The sequence below is a fragment of the Mycolicibacterium neoaurum ATCC 25795 genome (assembly GCF_000691525.1).
GTDB lineage: Bacteria > Actinomycetota > Actinomycetes > Mycobacteriales > Mycobacteriaceae > Mycobacterium > Mycobacterium neoaurum.
Genome location: NZ_JMDW01000023.1, coordinates 20,771 through 36,031, shown reverse-complemented (window position 1 = coordinate 36,031; position 15,261 = coordinate 20,771). Strand labels below are relative to the sequence as shown.

Annotated in this window: 16 protein-coding genes; 11 read left to right on the top strand and 5 right to left on the bottom strand. The window is 66.2% G+C overall.

All coding sequences use genetic code 11. From position 1 onward, the window contains the following. The first annotated feature begins 35 nt into the window (after positions 1 to 35). The gene (locus IC40_RS0124895; RefSeq protein ID WP_042509584.1) at positions 36 to 1,022 is read left to right on the top strand and encodes an Acg family FMN-binding oxidoreductase; all 987 of its coding nucleotides are present in this window, start codon (positions 36 to 38) and stop codon (positions 1,020 to 1,022) included. Here IC40_RS0124895 and IC40_RS0124890 read toward each other — a convergent pair. Beyond that, a complete protein-coding gene (locus IC40_RS0124890; protein WP_030137378.1) occupies positions 1,012 to 1,575 on the bottom strand; it encodes a TetR/AcrR family transcriptional regulator in 564 nt (187 codons plus the stop codon). The two genes, IC40_RS0124895 and IC40_RS0124890, sit on opposite strands and share 11 nt — an antisense overlap. Positions 1,576 to 1,780: 205 nt before the next feature. On the opposite strand from IC40_RS0124890, the gene IC40_RS0124885 reads away from it, so the two are divergent. Beyond that, positions 1,781 to 2,737 (top strand): hypothetical protein, encoded by a 957-nt coding sequence (locus IC40_RS0124885; RefSeq protein ID WP_030137377.1) that lies wholly within the window; start codon positions 1,781 to 1,783, stop codon positions 2,735 to 2,737. 74 nt (positions 2,738 to 2,811) lie between these two features. On the opposite strand, the gene IC40_RS0124880 is transcribed toward IC40_RS0124885, so the two are convergent. Continuing rightward, positions 2,812 to 3,669 carry a LysR family transcriptional regulator ArgP gene (locus tag IC40_RS0124880; protein WP_030137376.1) on the bottom strand — a complete coding sequence of 286 codons (858 nt, stop codon included), beginning with the start codon at positions 3,667 to 3,669 and terminating at the stop codon, positions 2,812 to 2,814. A gap of 294 nt (positions 3,670 to 3,963) precedes the next feature. On the opposite strand from IC40_RS0124880, the gene IC40_RS0124875 reads away from it, so the two are divergent. The 9 genes from IC40_RS0124875 to IC40_RS0124835 are packed head-to-tail and all read left to right on the top strand — an operon-like array spanning position 3,964 to position 12,168. After that, positions 3,964 to 4,485 carry an MSMEG_0572/Sll0783 family nitrogen starvation response protein gene (locus IC40_RS0124875; RefSeq protein ID WP_030137375.1) on the top strand — a complete coding sequence of 174 codons (522 nt, stop codon included), beginning with the start codon at positions 3,964 to 3,966 and terminating at the stop codon, positions 4,483 to 4,485. Positions 4,486 to 4,494: 9 nt separating this feature from the next. Then, on the top strand, positions 4,495 to 5,394 hold the full coding sequence (locus tag IC40_RS0124870; protein WP_030137374.1) for a carbon-nitrogen hydrolase family protein: 900 nt from the start codon (positions 4,495 to 4,497) through the stop codon (positions 5,392 to 5,394). Further along, positions 5,387 to 5,683 carry an MSMEG_0570 family nitrogen starvation response protein gene (locus IC40_RS0124865; RefSeq protein ID WP_030137373.1) on the top strand — a complete coding sequence of 99 codons (297 nt, stop codon included), beginning with the start codon at positions 5,387 to 5,389 and terminating at the stop codon, positions 5,681 to 5,683. The genes IC40_RS0124870 and IC40_RS0124865 overlap by 8 nt, the downstream gene beginning before the upstream one ends. Next, a complete protein-coding gene (locus tag IC40_RS0124860; protein ID WP_030137372.1) occupies positions 5,680 to 6,951 on the top strand; it encodes an MSMEG_0569 family flavin-dependent oxidoreductase in 1,272 nt (423 codons plus the stop codon). Before IC40_RS0124865 ends, IC40_RS0124860 begins: the two co-directional genes overlap by 4 nt. 9 nt (positions 6,952 to 6,960) lie before the next feature. Beyond that, complete coding sequence (locus IC40_RS0124855) at positions 6,961 to 8,016, top strand: MSMEG_0568 family radical SAM protein (protein WP_030137371.1); 1,056 nt, start codon at positions 6,961 to 6,963, stop codon at positions 8,014 to 8,016. Beyond that, the gene (locus tag IC40_RS0124850) at positions 8,016 to 9,431 is read left to right on the top strand and encodes an MSMEG_0567/sll0787 family protein (RefSeq protein WP_030137370.1); all 1,416 of its coding nucleotides are present in this window, start codon (positions 8,016 to 8,018) and stop codon (positions 9,429 to 9,431) included. The genes IC40_RS0124855 and IC40_RS0124850 overlap by 1 nt, the downstream gene beginning before the upstream one ends. Positions 9,432 to 9,440: 9 nt before the next feature. Then, positions 9,441 to 10,277: a carbon-nitrogen hydrolase family protein gene (locus tag IC40_RS0124845; protein WP_030137369.1), complete on the top strand. Its 837-nt coding sequence runs from the start codon at positions 9,441 to 9,443 to the stop codon at positions 10,275 to 10,277. Position 10,278: 1 nt separating this feature from the next. After that, a complete protein-coding gene (locus IC40_RS0124840) occupies positions 10,279 to 11,358 on the top strand; it encodes an MSMEG_0565 family glycosyltransferase (protein ID WP_030137368.1) in 1,080 nt (359 codons plus the stop codon). A 9-nt stretch (positions 11,359 to 11,367) separates the two neighbouring features. Then, positions 11,368 to 12,168: a thioesterase family protein gene (locus IC40_RS0124835; protein ID WP_030137367.1), complete on the top strand. Its 801-nt coding sequence runs from the start codon at positions 11,368 to 11,370 to the stop codon at positions 12,166 to 12,168. Positions 12,169 to 12,174: 6 nt separating this feature from the next. Here the strand turns inward: IC40_RS0124835 and IC40_RS0124830 are convergent, their stop codons facing one another. Genes IC40_RS0124830 through IC40_RS0124820 form a run of 3 tightly spaced genes read right to left on the bottom strand, consistent with a single transcriptional unit; the run spans position 12,175 to position 15,260 of the window. Continuing rightward, positions 12,175 to 12,633, bottom strand: coding sequence for a PPOX class F420-dependent oxidoreductase (locus IC40_RS0124830; RefSeq protein ID WP_030137366.1), 459 nt, complete (start codon positions 12,631 to 12,633; stop codon positions 12,175 to 12,177). Positions 12,634 to 12,655: 22 nt separating this feature from the next. Next, complete coding sequence (locus IC40_RS0124825; protein ID WP_234411543.1) at positions 12,656 to 13,675, bottom strand: ABC transporter permease; 1,020 nt, start codon at positions 13,673 to 13,675, stop codon at positions 12,656 to 12,658. Positions 13,676 to 13,679: 4 nt separating this feature from the next. Continuing rightward, positions 13,680 to 15,260, bottom strand: coding sequence for a sugar ABC transporter ATP-binding protein (locus IC40_RS0124820; RefSeq protein ID WP_234411544.1), 1,581 nt, complete (start codon positions 15,258 to 15,260; stop codon positions 13,680 to 13,682). Between the last annotated feature and the right edge of the window lies 1 nt (position 15,261).

Below are 15,261 nucleotides of genomic sequence, written 5' to 3'. Positions count from 1 at the left end.
ACCGACTCCGGCAGCCCCGCCGCAGACTATGCGGCATGGCAGCAACATCGCAGACAGCGGCCGATGCACGAATCGTGGAAGACGTCGTGCACCTGGCGTGCCGTGCACCGTCGTACCACAACAGCCAGCCGTGGCGGTGGCTCATCACCCCCGACGGGGTGCAGCTGTTCGTCGACACCGATCGATTGGTCGCCACCGACACCAGCGGACGCCAGGCGGTGATCAGTTGCGGTGCGGCCCTTGACCATTTCCGTGTTGCGGCCGCCGCGGCCGGCTTGCGGGCCACCGTTGATCGCTACCCCGACCCCGACGACCATCTGCATCTCGCGACCATCACGCTGGCGCCCGCGGACACCGTCACCGCCTTGCAACGCCGTCACGCGGACGCCATCCTGGCCCGGCGAACCGACCGTCTGCCCTTGGCAGCACCTGCCGACCCGGCAACCAACGACCTGCTGCTGAACACCGCGCATGATCCCGCTGCGACCACCGTGGATGCCATCGATCCCGCGGATCGCCACACTGTCGCCGATGCCGCCCAGCTCACCGAGTCGATGCGCCTCTACGACAGTGCCTATCATCACGAAATCGACTGGTGGACATCGCCTTTTGAGGTGAGCGATGGCATCCCGCACAGCTCACTGGTGTCGGCCGCCGAGGCGGACCGGGTCGACGTCGGCCGCAACTTCCCGGTGACCCAGCACGCAGAGCGGCGCAGGCACATCACCGAAGACCAGGCGCAGCTGATCGTCATCTCCGCCCCCGAGGACACCCGTCTGGACATGCTGCGATGCGGCGAAAGGCTCTCGGCACTCCTGCTCGACGCCACCATGGCCGGCCTGTCCTCCTGCACGCTCACTCACCTCACCGAGCTCCCGGCCAGCCGCGACATCATCGGTGCCCTGATCAACCGCGCTCATCCGCAGATCGTGGTCAGAGTCGGGTTGGCCTCCGAACTCGACGAAGTCCCACCGCCGACACCGCGGCGTCCGCTCAGCGAGGTCCTGCACGTCAGGATCTGAGCAGACCCTCCAACCGAGTGGCCACCACCTCCAGTGGTTGAAGGCTGCGCTCGGCACGGCACATCGCCACGGCACCTTCGACGGCTGCGATCACCAACGTGGCCAGCTCGGCGGCGGCCTCATGGCTGATGCCGCACCGACGCAGCACGGCGGAAAGTTCGGTCGTCCAATTGCTGAACGCGAAAACCGCGGCATCGCGCGCCGCGTCTCCGGGATCCTCGTGCACCGCAACCGCCATCACTGCGCAACCTCGGCCGAAGTCGCTGTCGACCAGTGCGCGGCGCCACATGTGCACGAAGCTGCGCAGCCCGGCGACGGGGCCATCCACCAGCCCTTGCCGCAACACCGCTCCGGTTTCACGGTCGGCCCAACGCACCGCTTCTGCGGTCAGTTCCGGTTTCCCGCCCGGAAAGTAGTGATACGTCGACCCCAGCGGGGCATCGGCGTGCCGAGCCAGTTCGCGCATGGACATCGTCCCGAAACCGTGACGCGCGAGCAGATCGGCTGCTCCGGCGACCAGTCGGTCCCTCGAGTTGAGCGCATCGCCACTCAAATTTACTCCTATAACAATCGTTATAAAGCACTCTGAACACTAGATATTACGATCGTCATGATCGCTGATCGAGACATGGGCCACATCGCGGCGTGTCTCGTGTCAACTCCGACGCAGCCGGGTAGCCGTTGATCGAAGGTGCTCACCCGCACCGTCCGATCGACCGATCGGATCCGTTCATCCATACACGTGCAGGGGGATACGCATGACTGACAAGACCGCGCTCATCACCAACTTGCGCACCATTCTGGAATTGACCAGCACCGAGATCCAGATAGCCGAGGTGCGGACCGCACAGGCGCGCACCGAAGCCGTACGCGAAGAACTGTCCGCCAACGCAGAGAACGCGCGGACACGCGCAGCGTTGATCGAGGCAACCATCCGCGAACTCGGCGGATCGCCCGATGTTCTCGGACCGCTGCTCGGCCGCGCCGCCGCCGCTGTGAAGGCGCTCACCGAGCAGGCCGAGCCCTTCGCCGAGGCACTGCTGGGCGACTTGGCTCTCGAGCATCAGCTCGTGGACCGTGCCCGCTACCTGAAGTCGCTGTCGGTCGCCGCAGGCAACCGAGAGGTGCAAGATCTCGCCGACTCGCTGATCGAAGCCCACAGCGCGACCGTGATCTGGTTGACCACGGTACTGGCCGAGGAGGCTCTCGGTGGTCCGGCGGCATTGCGCCGCACACCGATTCAGGCTGTGGCCGGTGCTGCGGTCAAACTGGCCAACCTGCCGGGCATCGTGGCCACCCGCGCCTTCGAGCGCGTGTACGCCACCGCACGGGCAACTCGCCCGACCATCGACGATGCACTCAGCCGCGGTAGCCAGGCCGGTGAGATCGCGGCAAAGACGCTCTCCGCCTCGCGTGATGCCGCGCTGTCCGCCGCGGAGAAGGTCAGCCGTCGAGAGGGCGCCGCGGAGGTCGCCGACGCTCTGCACACCATCCGTGGCGAGGCCGGTGTGCTGGAGGCAGACGAGTTGCCGATCGCCGGCTACGACGACCTCAACGTCAACGACGCCGTAGCCGCAGTGAAGGAACTCTCCGATGCCGCCGATATCCGGGTGATCATTGCCTACGAAGAGTTCCACAAGAACCGGCAGCGCGTCGTCTCGGCCGCTCAGGCACGGCTCAGCGCCATCGCCCAGGAGATCGTCGGTATCAGCTGACGTGCATGAGACCCACCAGGTGACCTACGGACCCCAGCGCTCCGTAGGTCACTTGCTTCTTGAGCTCCGGCGACTCAGCGTAGGGTGCCGGCGGCCGCCGTGGATACGGCACGGCTGATCGAGGCCACCAGCGCGCTGTCGAGCTTCCAGGACTGCCAGAACAGCGGCACGTCGAGATAGGTCGGACAGATCTGCACGAAGTCGGTGGTGACCAGCTGCTCGGGATACATGCCCCAGCCCAGTCCGGCGCGCACGGCCGCACCGAACCCTTCGGCGGTCGGCACATAGTGCACGGGACGCTGCACATCGCGCCGGAATGCTTTCCGAATCAGCTTGTCCTGTAACGCGTCATCTCGGTTCCACGCCAGCGAGGGCATCTGCGCGGCGGCCGCGGCCGTGAATCCGTCCGCCAGATACCGAGCCACGTAGTCCACCGACGCAACGGGAACATAGCGCATGACGCCCAACGACTGGATCCGGCATCCTGGCACCGCGGCGCGTTCGGTGGTGACAGCGCCCATCACCGCACCCTCGCGGAGCAACCGAGCCGAGTGATCCTGATCCTCGATGCGCACATCGAACAGCACCTCGGGCAACAGTCGGAACACCGCAGTGAACCAGGTGGCCATCGAGTCGGCGTTCACCGCGACCGCTATACGGGTGCGCTCGGCGGAGCCACCGGAGGTTTCCGCCAAGGCCTCCGATTCCAGTGTCGCGATCTGGGCGGCCAGGCGCAGGATCGGCACTCCGGCGGGCGTCACCCGGCAGGGCTTCTCGCGCACCACCAGAACCTGCCCCACCCGTTGCTCAAGCGCTTTGACACGCTGGCTCACCGCCGACGGGGTGATGTGCAGTCGCTCGGCGGCAGCATCGAAACTGCCGAGGTCGAGTACGGCGGCAAAGGCCGTCAACTGCTGGCCGTCCAGTTTCACCCGTCAAGGCTAGACGAAAGCGATACCACAGCTAGCCACTTCAGAATGCTGGCGCACTAATTGATGGTGTACTATCCATATTGCAGGCCCGGCGGATTTCCGCTCGGGCCATTTATCGTTGCGGCACAACGTAATTCATGTTTCTGTGATGTTTCCGCGGTGAGTCGATGGCAACGCAGCCGTATTCCGGGCCTAACCACGCGGAAATACCCGGCGCATCTAATGGAACCAGCCGATCACCGGCCGCCCGGCGACACCGCCGACGAACCGCGATACGAAAACCCGGAGCACATCATGTCCTTTGACGAATCCATCACCGCGAACATCGCCACCTCGCTGGCCGAGATCCCACATCCCGCCCTACCGAAGGGCACCTCCATCTACGGCGGGACCAAGATCTTCCCGGACTACCAGGCCGAAGAAGGTGAGAGCTACTTCACCCTCGTCCATGGCATCGCCCACGAATCGTCGGTGTCATTCGTCGCGGTCCTGCAGGCCACTCGGGCCCTGCGCAAGGGGTTCGACTCGGCGCTCTACTTCTACGGTCCCGGAGCCATCAACTGCCTTGCCACCCGCGGCTTTCCGACCACCGGCGATTCGGGATTCCCTGGCGAGCAGAACATCAACGACGCGCTGACGACCTTCATCAAGGAGGGCGGCACGGTCTTCTGCTGCCGCTTCGGACTCGGCCTGCACGGTGGACGCGAGGAAGATCTGATCGACGGCGTCATCCCGGCCCACCCCCTCGACGTCCAGGACGCGCTGATCCACTATGCCCGCAAGGGCGCCATCATCAACTCCACCTACATGGTCTAGGACATGACGGTGACCACCCTGGCCGCCGTTTCGGCGAACTTCACCCGCGATCTCGAACAGAACTACGCGCTCATCTCTTCGCTCACCGACAAAGCACGGGCAGCCGATGTGGACTTCATGGTGCTGCCCGAGGCCGCGATCGGCGGATATCTGTCCTCCCTCGGAAACCACGGCGATACCGTGCGAACAACGAAGCGCGATCTGCCACCTGCCATTCGGATCGATGGCCCGGAAATCGCCCGAGTCCAGCAGATAATCGGCGATCTCACCATCGCCATCGGGTTCTGCGAACTGGCCGACGACGGCGAGACCCGGTACAACACGGCTGCCATTCTCGATGGCCACCAGGTCTACGGCACCTATCGTAAGGTCCACCAACCACTCGGCGAGGGAATGTCCTATTCCGCCGGATCCGGCTATCGGGTCTTCGACAGCCCGGTCGGCCGGATAGGCCTACAGATCTGTTACGACAAGGCATTTCCCGAGGCTGCCCGGATGATGGCTTTGGACGGCGCGCAGATCATCGCGAGCCTGTCGGCCTGGCCGGCGGCGCGTACCGCCACTGCCGAGAATCTGCAGGACGACCGTTGGACCTATCGGTTCAATCTTTTCGACACCGCCCGCGCGCTGGACAACCAGGTGTTCTGGGTGGCATCCAATCAGAGCGGCACCTTCGGATCACTGCGCTACGTCGGCAACGCAAAGGTGGTCGACCCTGGCGGAAACATCCTCGCCACAACGCTTCTGGACAGTGGACTGGCCATCGCCGAGGTCGACCTGGACAATGCCTTCCGCACCGCCCGTGCCGGGATGTTCCACCTGCGCGACCGCAGGCCCGATGTGTATGGCCCACTGATCGCGCCGACCTCGGCGCACGAGACGAACTGGCAGGCGCTCGCCCATGCCTGAAATGACATTCGACGTCCGCTGGCCCGATGGCAATACCCAGCGCTACTACTCGCCCAGTTTGGTCGTGCACGATCACCTCTCGACGGGCCGTAGCTACACCGTCGGCGAGTTGGTCCAGCGCACCGGACACGCCATGACCGAGGCCAGTGACCGCGTACGAGCCAAGTTCGGCTTCGCCTGCACCTCCGCGGCTGAGACCGCGTCCCGGATCAGCGGCGCCGCTGCGGGTTTCCCGCTGGACGCGCTGGTCGAGATCACCTCGATGAACCCCGGATCGGAGCAGCGATGACCGACACCCATGTCCCTGTGGTCGTCGTCGGAGCCGGCCAAGCCGGATTGTCGGTCAGTTGGTACCTGGGCCGGGCCGGCATCGAGCACCTCGTCCTGGAAGCCGTGACCCCCGTTCATGCCTGGTCGGACACCCGTTGGGACAACTTCACCTTGGTGACACCCAACTGGCACTGTCGACTGCCCGGTTACTCCTACAACGGCCCCGACCCAGACGGTTTCATGACCCGCGATCAGGTCGTCGAATGGCTGAACGGGTGGTTGGCGACCTTCACCCCGCCGCTGCGCACACATACCCGGGTGACCAAACTGACCAATCACATCAAAGGCGGATTCGAACTCACCGTCGAGGATGCCGCCGGTTCACACACCCTCACCTGCGACCACGCCGTCATCGCCACCGGCGGTTACCCGTTGCCCGTCATACCGCCGTTCGCAGCAACACTGGACCCATCGATCCGCCAACTCCACTCCGAGCTCTACCGTAACCCCGATCAGCTACCCGACGGGGCGGTGCTGGTGGTCGGTACCGGTCAATCGGGCACGCAGATCGCCGAGGACCTGCACCTGGCGGGCCGAGCGGTGCATCTGGCCGTCGGTGGCGCACCGCGGGTGGCGCGGACCTATCGCGGCCGGGACTGCATGACCTGGCTGTCCGATATGGGCCTCTACGATCGGCCCGCCGCCCAGTACCCAGGCGGCAAGGCGGCGATCGAGAAGACCAACCACTACGTCACCGGACGCGACGGTGGCCGCGATGTCGACCTGCGCCAGTTCGCCCTCGAAGGCATGATGCTGTACGGCTCGCTGACCGACGGCCGGGACGGTGAGCTGCGGTTCGCCCCGAATCTGACCACCGCGCTGGATCACGCCGATTCGGTGTACAACTCGATCTGCGCCGATATCGACGCATACATCGAGCAGAAGGGGATCCCGGCACCTCCGGCGTCGCGCTATACCCCCGTGTGGACACCCGAGGACGAGCCCACCACGCTCGATCTCGTCGACCGGAACGTCACCAGCATCGTATGGGCCATCGGTTACCGACCGGATTACCGGTGGATCGAAGCCAGCGCGTTCGACGGTGCCGGCCGGCCCATGCAGACCCGCGGTATCACCGGCGTGGCGGGACTGAGCTTCATCGGACTGCCGTGGATGCACACCTGGGGGTCGGGACGGTTTCTCGGGATCGACCGCGATGCGCGCCATGTCGCGGAGTCGATCGTTGCGCAGCAGAGCAGGTTTCACACGATCGCTTCGGCCAGCTGAGGGGATGCAATGACGATATCGACCAGAGTCGACCTCGCCCTGATGGGTTTTCGCGGGCAGCCACCGGTGCGCCGTACCTCGGGCGCCGGCCCGAGCGCCGACGGTCACCTCGTCATCGACGGTCTCAATGCCGCGATCCCGCGAAACGATGACAGTCCGTTCCTGTTCGACGGCACCAGGGTGCTTCGCGACGGTGTGGACACCGGGCTGGACGTCGAGGTGATCGACCGCCCACGTTTCTACGATCTACGAACCGCCGACGGGGTCCCCTACGAGAAGATCGCTCGCCTGCACGGTCGAAACGTGCTCGCCACCACGGTGGTGCAGACATGTATTCGCTACGAGGCCGAACAGCGCTGCCGTTTCTGCACCATCGAGGAGTCACTGCGCACGGACTCCACCACAGCGGTCAAACGACCGGCCGAGTTGGCCGAGGTGGCCGCGGCGGCGGTGCGGCTGGACGGGGTGACCCAGATGGTGATGACGACGGGTACATCCGCCGGAACCGACCGGGGGGCAACACATCTGGCCCGCTGTGTTCGAGCGGTCACGGCGGCGGTACCGGAACTGCCCATCCAGGTCCAGTGCGAACCTCCCGCCGATCTGTCCGTCATCGGTGACCTTCGTGAAGCGGGGGCCGCCACGATCGGCATCCACGTCGAATCACTGGACGAAAATGTGCGCCGGCGGTGGATGCCCGGCAAGGCGACCGTGCCGCTGGAGCAGTACCGCGACGCCTGGCGGGAAGCCGTCCGGGTGTTCGGCCGCAACCAGGTATCCACCTATCTACTCGTCGGCCTCGGTGAGGACCCGGACGACCTGGTGGCCGGCGCCGCGGAGTTGATCGACATGGGGGTCTATCCGTTCGTCGTGCCCTACCGCCCGCAGGCCGGGTCGCTGGCGGTCGAGGTCGATCACGCGCCGGCACCGGATGCTGCATTGGTGGAGAAGGTATCTCGCGAGGTCGCGACAAAACTGGCGATGGCGGGCATGGCCGGTGCCGATCAACGGGCCGGCTGCGCGGCCTGTGGTGCGTGCTCGGTGCTGCAAGGGCTCGGTGCGTGATGATCCCCTTCGACCACAGCGCCACGACGTCGACGGCAGACCTGTCGATCCTGGCCGGGACACGGCCGGGCGCACCGTTTCTCATCCGTCGAGGCGACGGAGCGGATGTCTGCTCCTACCGCACCCTGCGCCGGATCGAGTTCGTCGGTGTCCAGCGCTTGTTCACCGGATCGGACTCCGACGATATCGACGACGACCCGCGCACCGTCGTGCTGGTTGCCGTCGCCGCCGATGGCGAAGTCCTCGGCGGTGTGCGGTTGGCGCCGGTCGGATCCCGCGACCTGGGGTGGTGGACCGGTAGTCGCCTGGTCACCGCGCCTCAGGCCCGTTCGGCGGGTGTCGGACCGGCCTTGATCCGAGCCGCCTGCGCCTACGCCGAATCGGTCGGGGTGTTGCGATTCGAAGCCAGTGTGCAGACCCGGTACGAGGCCGTCTTCGCCGCCATGGGATGGGAACGCCTTGGCGACGACCAGGTCTGTGGCCGACCACACACCCGGATGCGCTACCCCATCAACCCTTTCGGCACACTCGCGACCGCAACGAAGTCGTTTCTGGGTGATTCGCTGGCCCCGCTCCGCGCTGTGCCGGGAGGGCTCGGAGCCGACGGGTACATCGGCGACGACGGTGCCCCGGTGCCCGGCACGGACCTGATCGCCGCATGCGATGCCATCATCCCGTCGATGGTCGAACGCGATCCGGAGTGGGCCGGTTGGTGCTCGGTGCTGGTCAACATCAACGATCTGACCGCCATGGGCGCCGTTCCCACCGCATTGCTCGACGCGGTGGCGGCTCCCACCCGGCGGACCGTGCAGCGCGTGATCGGTGGTATCGCGGCCGCATCGGCGGCATGGGATGTCCCGGTTCTCGGTGGGCACACCCAACTCGGTGTCCCCGCCGCACTGGCCGTCACCGCACTCGGCCGGACAAGCGATCCGGTGCCGGCCGGTGGCGGGCGCGTCGGTGACCGGGTGCGGCTGACCGCCGACCTGTCCGGCGGCTGGCGGACCGGTTACACCGGTAAGCAGTGGGATTCGAGCAGCACCCGGTCCGGCGCCGACCTTGCCGCGCTGTCGGGAGTCGTCGCCGGGATGCGTCCCCGCGCCGCCAAGGACGTCAGCATGGCCGGTGTGGTCGGCACCCTGGGCATGCTCGCCGAGGCGTGCGGCACCGGCGCCGAACTGGAGGTCTCCGCGGTGCCCCGGCCGCAGGCCGCCGACCTCGCTGCCTGGCTGACCTGCTTCCCGGGTTACGCCATGCTGACCGCGGGATCTGCCAAGCCGGTGGCACTTCCGCACGGTGTCACGGCCGCGGACTGCGGACGGTTGACCGCCACCGCAGGCGTGCGCCTACGCTGGCCCGACGGGGTCACCACGACCGCACTGTCGTCGCCGGTCACCGGACTCGGCCCGGCCTGAGGAGGGCGCATGGCACCGGTCACCCTGGGCGCGGTCGCCGGGCACTTCGGGCGTGATCTCGATCGCGGCGTATCCAAGGTCGTGGGCATCATCGAGTCCGCCGCCCGCGACGGAGTGGACATGCTGGTCCTACCGGACGCCTGCCTGGGCGGCTATATAGGTGACTTCTCTGCCCCCGACCCCGATGACCCACCACCCGCGCTGGATCCCGACGGTCCCGAGATCGCAGCCGTGATCGCCGCGGCGGGTCCCATGACCGTATGCGTCGGTTATGCCGAGGAAGCGGCGGGCGGCAGCCGCTACAACGCGGCCGTCTGCGTGTCCGGTGACGGTGTCCTCGGTCGATACCGCAAGGTGCACCAGCCTGCCGGTGAGTCGCTGACCTACCTGGCCGGTGATCGCTTCGACAGCTTCGACACCCCGGTCGGCCGGGTCGGGATGCTCATCGACTACGACAAGACCTTTCCGGAGGCCGCCCGCACCCTGGCACTCGACGGGGCGCAGATCATCGCCGCGTTGTCGGCATGGCCGGCGAGCATCACCGATCGTGCCTCCCGGCTACCCGCGGACCGCCAGTCGCGACTGTTCGACCTCTACGATTGCGCGCGCGCCGCCGAGAACCAGGTGGTGCTGGTGTCCTCGAACCAAACCGGGGTGATGGGAAATCTGCGGTTTCTCGGCCAGGCCAAGATCGTCGGTCCGGGCGGCGACATCCTGTCCACCACCAGGTCCAAGGGCGGGCTGGCCGTCGCGAACATCGATGTCGAGGCCGAGATTGCCAGGGCGAGAAAGGTGTTGAATCACCTCACGGAGCTGCGCAGTGACATCTACCGGGTGCGGAGGTGATATGCGGATCGCTCTGCTCACCTACTCGACCAAACCACGCGGCGGCGTGGTGCACACCCTCAACCTGGCTGAGGCGCTGGCACGAGCAGGCGCCGACGTCACGGTGTGGTCGTTGGCGCGCGCCGGCGACCCAGGATTCTTCCGGTCCGTGGATCCGGCGGTCTCGTTGCGACTTGTCGAGTTCGTCGATCTCCCCGGCGACACCGTCACCGACCGCATCGTGCGCTCCATCGACACCCTGCGAGGTGAATTCACCGCGGGCAGTTATGACATCGTGCACGCCCAGGACTGCATCAGCGCCAATGCCGTAGGGCACTGTATCCGCACCATCCATCACCTCGACGAGTTCACCACGCCGATCCTTGCCGAATGCCACGAGAAGGCGATCACCGCGCCGTACGCACGGATCTGCGTCTCCTCCGCTGTCGCCGCCGAGGTGCGGACGGGTTGGGGCCTGGATCCGACGGTGATTCCCAATGGTGTGGCAGCACAGCGATTCATCGATGCCGAGCCGGGATTCGATCAGCTGCGTCCCTACCTGCTGACAGTGGGTGGCATCGAACCCCGTAAAGGCACCCTCGACCTGTTGGAGGCCTATCAGCTACTGCGCCGCCGGCATCCGGAGCTCGCGTTGGTCATCGCGGGTGGCGAAACGCTGTTCGATTACCGCGACTATCGACGAGCGTTCGAATCGCGAAGCGCCGCATTGGGCATCGAGCCGATCATCCTCGGGGCCATCGCCGATGACCAGCTACCGGGCTTGGTGGCGGGTTGTGAGGTGTTCGCTTTCCCATCCACCAAGGAGGGCTTCGGTTTGGCCGCGCTGGAGGCCCTGGCGGCCGGCCGGCCGGTGGTCACCCGCGACCTGCCGGTCCTGCGCGAGGTGTTCGGCTCCACCGCCCGGTTCGCCTCCGATGTGGACGGTTTCGCGGCCGAGATCTCCGCTGCACTGGCCGATCCCGGCGACCCCGGTCCCGGCCGTGCGCTTGCACTGTCGCTGACCTGGGACAGTGCGGCCCGAGCACACTTGGCCTTCTACGAGAAGCAGCTTTCGACATTACAGCGCGGTCGTGTTTTGTAATATGCCGTGATGGCAGACACCGCGGTGACACCGTTCACGACGCGCCACGGGGACGAGTTGGTGCCCAACGCGGTCGCCCACGGCGGCTGGGGCCCGACGCTGGGAGGTCAGGTCATCGGCGGCCTGCTGGCCCGGGCCATCGAGCAGCAGGTCGACGATCCCGACCTGCATCCGGCACGGCTGACGGTCGATATCCTGCGGCGGGTGGCCACCGAGCCGGTGCGCACGAGCGCATCGGTGCTGCGGGCCGGTCGGCGGATGTGTTCGATGGACGCAACCATGACCCAGGCCGGTGATGTGGTCGCCAGGGCATCCGCGCTGTTCCTACGGCGCAGCGCTCAACCGCCCGGCCGATTCTGGACCACACCGGTGGAGCTGCCGGCGGTACCGGACGAAACCGATGCCGTCGCCGCGAACATGCCGATGTTCATCCAGGCCTACGGATCGTCCGATGATGCCGACTTTCCGTGGCAACACGACGGACCACGCTATGCATGGGTTCGCGAGTTCCGGGACCTGGTGCAGGGCGAGTCGATGACGGCGTTCGTGCGTGCGGCGATGGCGGTCGACATCACCGCTTCGATGGCCAACTTCAGCACTGCCGGGCTGGGGTTCATCAACGCCGACTACACGCTCACGCTGAGCCGGTTACCCGATGGCCCGTACATCGGTCTCGCCGTGCAGACCCACAGCGCCGCAGACGGTATCGCCACCGGATCGACGGCACTGTTCGACCATCTCGGACAGATCGGCATCGGATTGTCGACCGCGATAGCCAGTACCGGATTCGATCCCGCCGGGAGGAGATGACCGCGGTCAGCTCGGCGGCGGAAATCCCCCGGTAGCGACCGGGCCCCACCGTCGAGGAGTGATCCGCAACAGACACTTGCCCTGGTCGGCCATCGCCTGCCGGTACTCGTCCCAATCCGGATGCTCACCGGCGACGGCGCGGAAGTAGTCGACCAGCGGCTCGACGGCGTCGGGCAGGTCGATGCACTCGGCATCACCGTCGATCTGGACATACGGCCCGTGGAACTCTTCGGACAACACGGTCACGCTGGCTCGCGGATCACGGCTTATATTGCGCGATTTGGCTCGTTGCGGATAGCTCGCGATCACGATCCGTCCCTGCTCGTCGACGCCGCCGGTGACGGGAGAACTCTGCACCGAGCCGTCGGAACGGAACGTGGTCAGCACCATCTGGTGGCGCGGCCGGACGAAGGCGAGCAACTCGTCGCGGGTGACCGTGTCGGCGGTCGCATAGTTACGGGCCATACCTCGATTCTAGTGCGCCGGACTACTTGACGATCAGTTTGCGCTGGGAGGCCATCGTGAAGATCGCCGCGACGATGATCACCAAACCCTTGATGATGGTCTGGGTGTAGTCGGCCGCTCCGATCTGGTTGAGCCCGTTGGACAGCACGGTGAGGATCAGCACACCGAGCACCGTGCGACCGACACCGCCGACACCACCGGAGAGTGCGGTACCGCCGATGACGATGGCGGCGATCGAATCCAGCAGAATCGTCGAACCGAGTGTCGGCCCCGCCGCCCCGAGTTGCGCGGTGAGCAACAGCCCGGCCAGCCCCGCGGTGATTCCGGAGAGCACCAGGATCAGCACCTTCACGCGAGCGGTGCGTACGCCCGCCAGCTCCACCACACGTTCGTTACCGCCGATCGCATAGACGTAGAGCCCGAACCGCGTCCGGCGGGCCAGGAACCACACCACAGCGAGGGTCAGCAGCGCGGTCAGCGCGGCGTTCTGGATGTTCGGGATGAACTGACCGATCGCCAGGTTGCGGACCGCTTCGTTGGTGAAGTTGATCGTGCTGCCCTGCAACACCGTCAACCCGATACCGGCGAACAACGACAGCGTGCCCAGTGTCGCGATGAACGACGGGACCCGCCCGTAGGCGAATACGACACCGTTGATCAGGCCGATCACCGCGCCGACGACAATCGCGATGAGTAGCACCACGATCGGGTTGCCGAATCCGCTGTTGATCAGCGAGGCGATGACGGCTCCGGTGAGCAGGGCGATCGAGCCGACGGACAGGTCGACGCTGCCTGCGACGATCACCAGGGTGGCACCGAGCGAGGCCAGCAGCAGGATTCCGGCCTGTCCACTGATCAAGGTCAGGTTCGCTGCCGACAGGAAAGCCTCGGCACGCACCGAGAAGAACACCACCAACGCCAACAGGGCTGCCAGGGGAAGCACGTCGCGCACGATATTGAGTCGGCTCGGGGGCGAGCCGGCCGATTCGTCTTCTGCGATGGCGTCGGGTGTGCCTGCGGGGTGGGTCAATTCGGCGGTCATGTCTTCATCCAATGGTGGTAGGTAAATGGGTCGAGCCGGGGATCATCAACGCGACCAGATCGTGTTCACCGGGCTTGTCGTCCGGCGGGGCGTCGACGACGGCAACCACACGCCCCTCGGTCACCACGGCGATCCGGTTGGACAGGCCGATCAGTTCGGGCAGGTCATCGCTGACCAGGATCACCGCGGTGCCGTCGGCGGCGACCTGCCGCAGCAGGTCGTATATCCCCTCACGCGCACCGGTGTCGACACCCTGGGTCGGCTCGTCGAGCACCAGCACATCCGGCTTACGCAGCAGCCATTTGGCAATCAGCACCTTCTGCGCATTGCCACCCGAGAGCGAGGACACCGGCGCGTCGATGCCCCGTGCCACGATGCCGAGCTCATCGACATACTTCTCGGCAACCTTGCGCGCGCGTCCGACGGCCCACAGCCCGACCCGCTTGGTCGCGAAAAGATCATGCAGTGAAGCCAATTGGATATTGTCGACGATGGACGACGAGGTCACCAGGCCCTTGTCGGAACGATCGGGCGGTACATAAGCGATGCCTGCACGGACATGATCGCCGATGCTCCCCGCCACCGTCTTACCGTCGACCAACACGCGGCCCGCGGTCGGTCGAACCGCCCCCGCGATGATCTCGCCGAGCACGCGCTTACCGGAGCCCTCGGTACCGGCGAGCCCGACGATCTCGCCGCGAGCAACCTGCAACGTCGCATCGCGCAGCACCCCGGCGCCGGCCACGCCCTCCACGACCAGCCGCGGCGGAACATCCTCGGTGATGCTGCGCTGCAGGTTTTCCCGGTAGTAATTCTCGGTCCGCGATCGGCCCACCATCAGCCGGTGCAGTTCGCTCTCGTCGACCCCTACGGTCGGGCGGTCTGCCACCGACTCACCGTCCTTGAAAACCGTGATCCGATCGGTCGATTCGATGATCTCCTGTAAACGGTGCGACACGAACACCACGGCGGCGACCCCGCGCAGACGCTTCAGCAGCAGCAGAAAGTTGTCCTCGTGCTCGGAGTCCAGCGCGGTGGTCGGCTCGTCGAAGAGCACCACGGGCCGCGCCACCTCGAGCAGATCGGCCAGTGCGGTGACCCGTGCGATATCCAGGCTCTGCTTCTGCCCCGGGGTCAGCGATCCCGTCGGCGCATCCACGCCCACCCCGTCGACATCGGCCTTGCTCAGGGCATCGGCGGCCGCCCTGCGCAGCGCGCGGTGATCCAGCCCACCGAGCCGGGTCCGGAACAGCTGCTCCCAGCCGAAGAAGACGTTCTGATACACCGGAAGCGAGTCGATCAGCGCGGCTTCCTGGAACACCCGGAAGATGCCCAGCCGGTTGGCGTCCTGGTAGGACTTCGGGGCGATATCACGGCCGTCGAGCTGCAAGGTGCCCGAGTCGAAGGGCAACACTCCGGACACGATGTTGAGGATGGTGCTCTTGCCCGCACCGTTCTCCCCGATCAGACCCACCACCTCGCCGTCGCCGACGGTCAGGTCGACGCCCTTGAGGGCCCGATGCGCGCCGAAGGTCTTGACGATGCCGCGGGCCAGTAGGCGCGGTGCGCCGTTCACAGTGCTCACA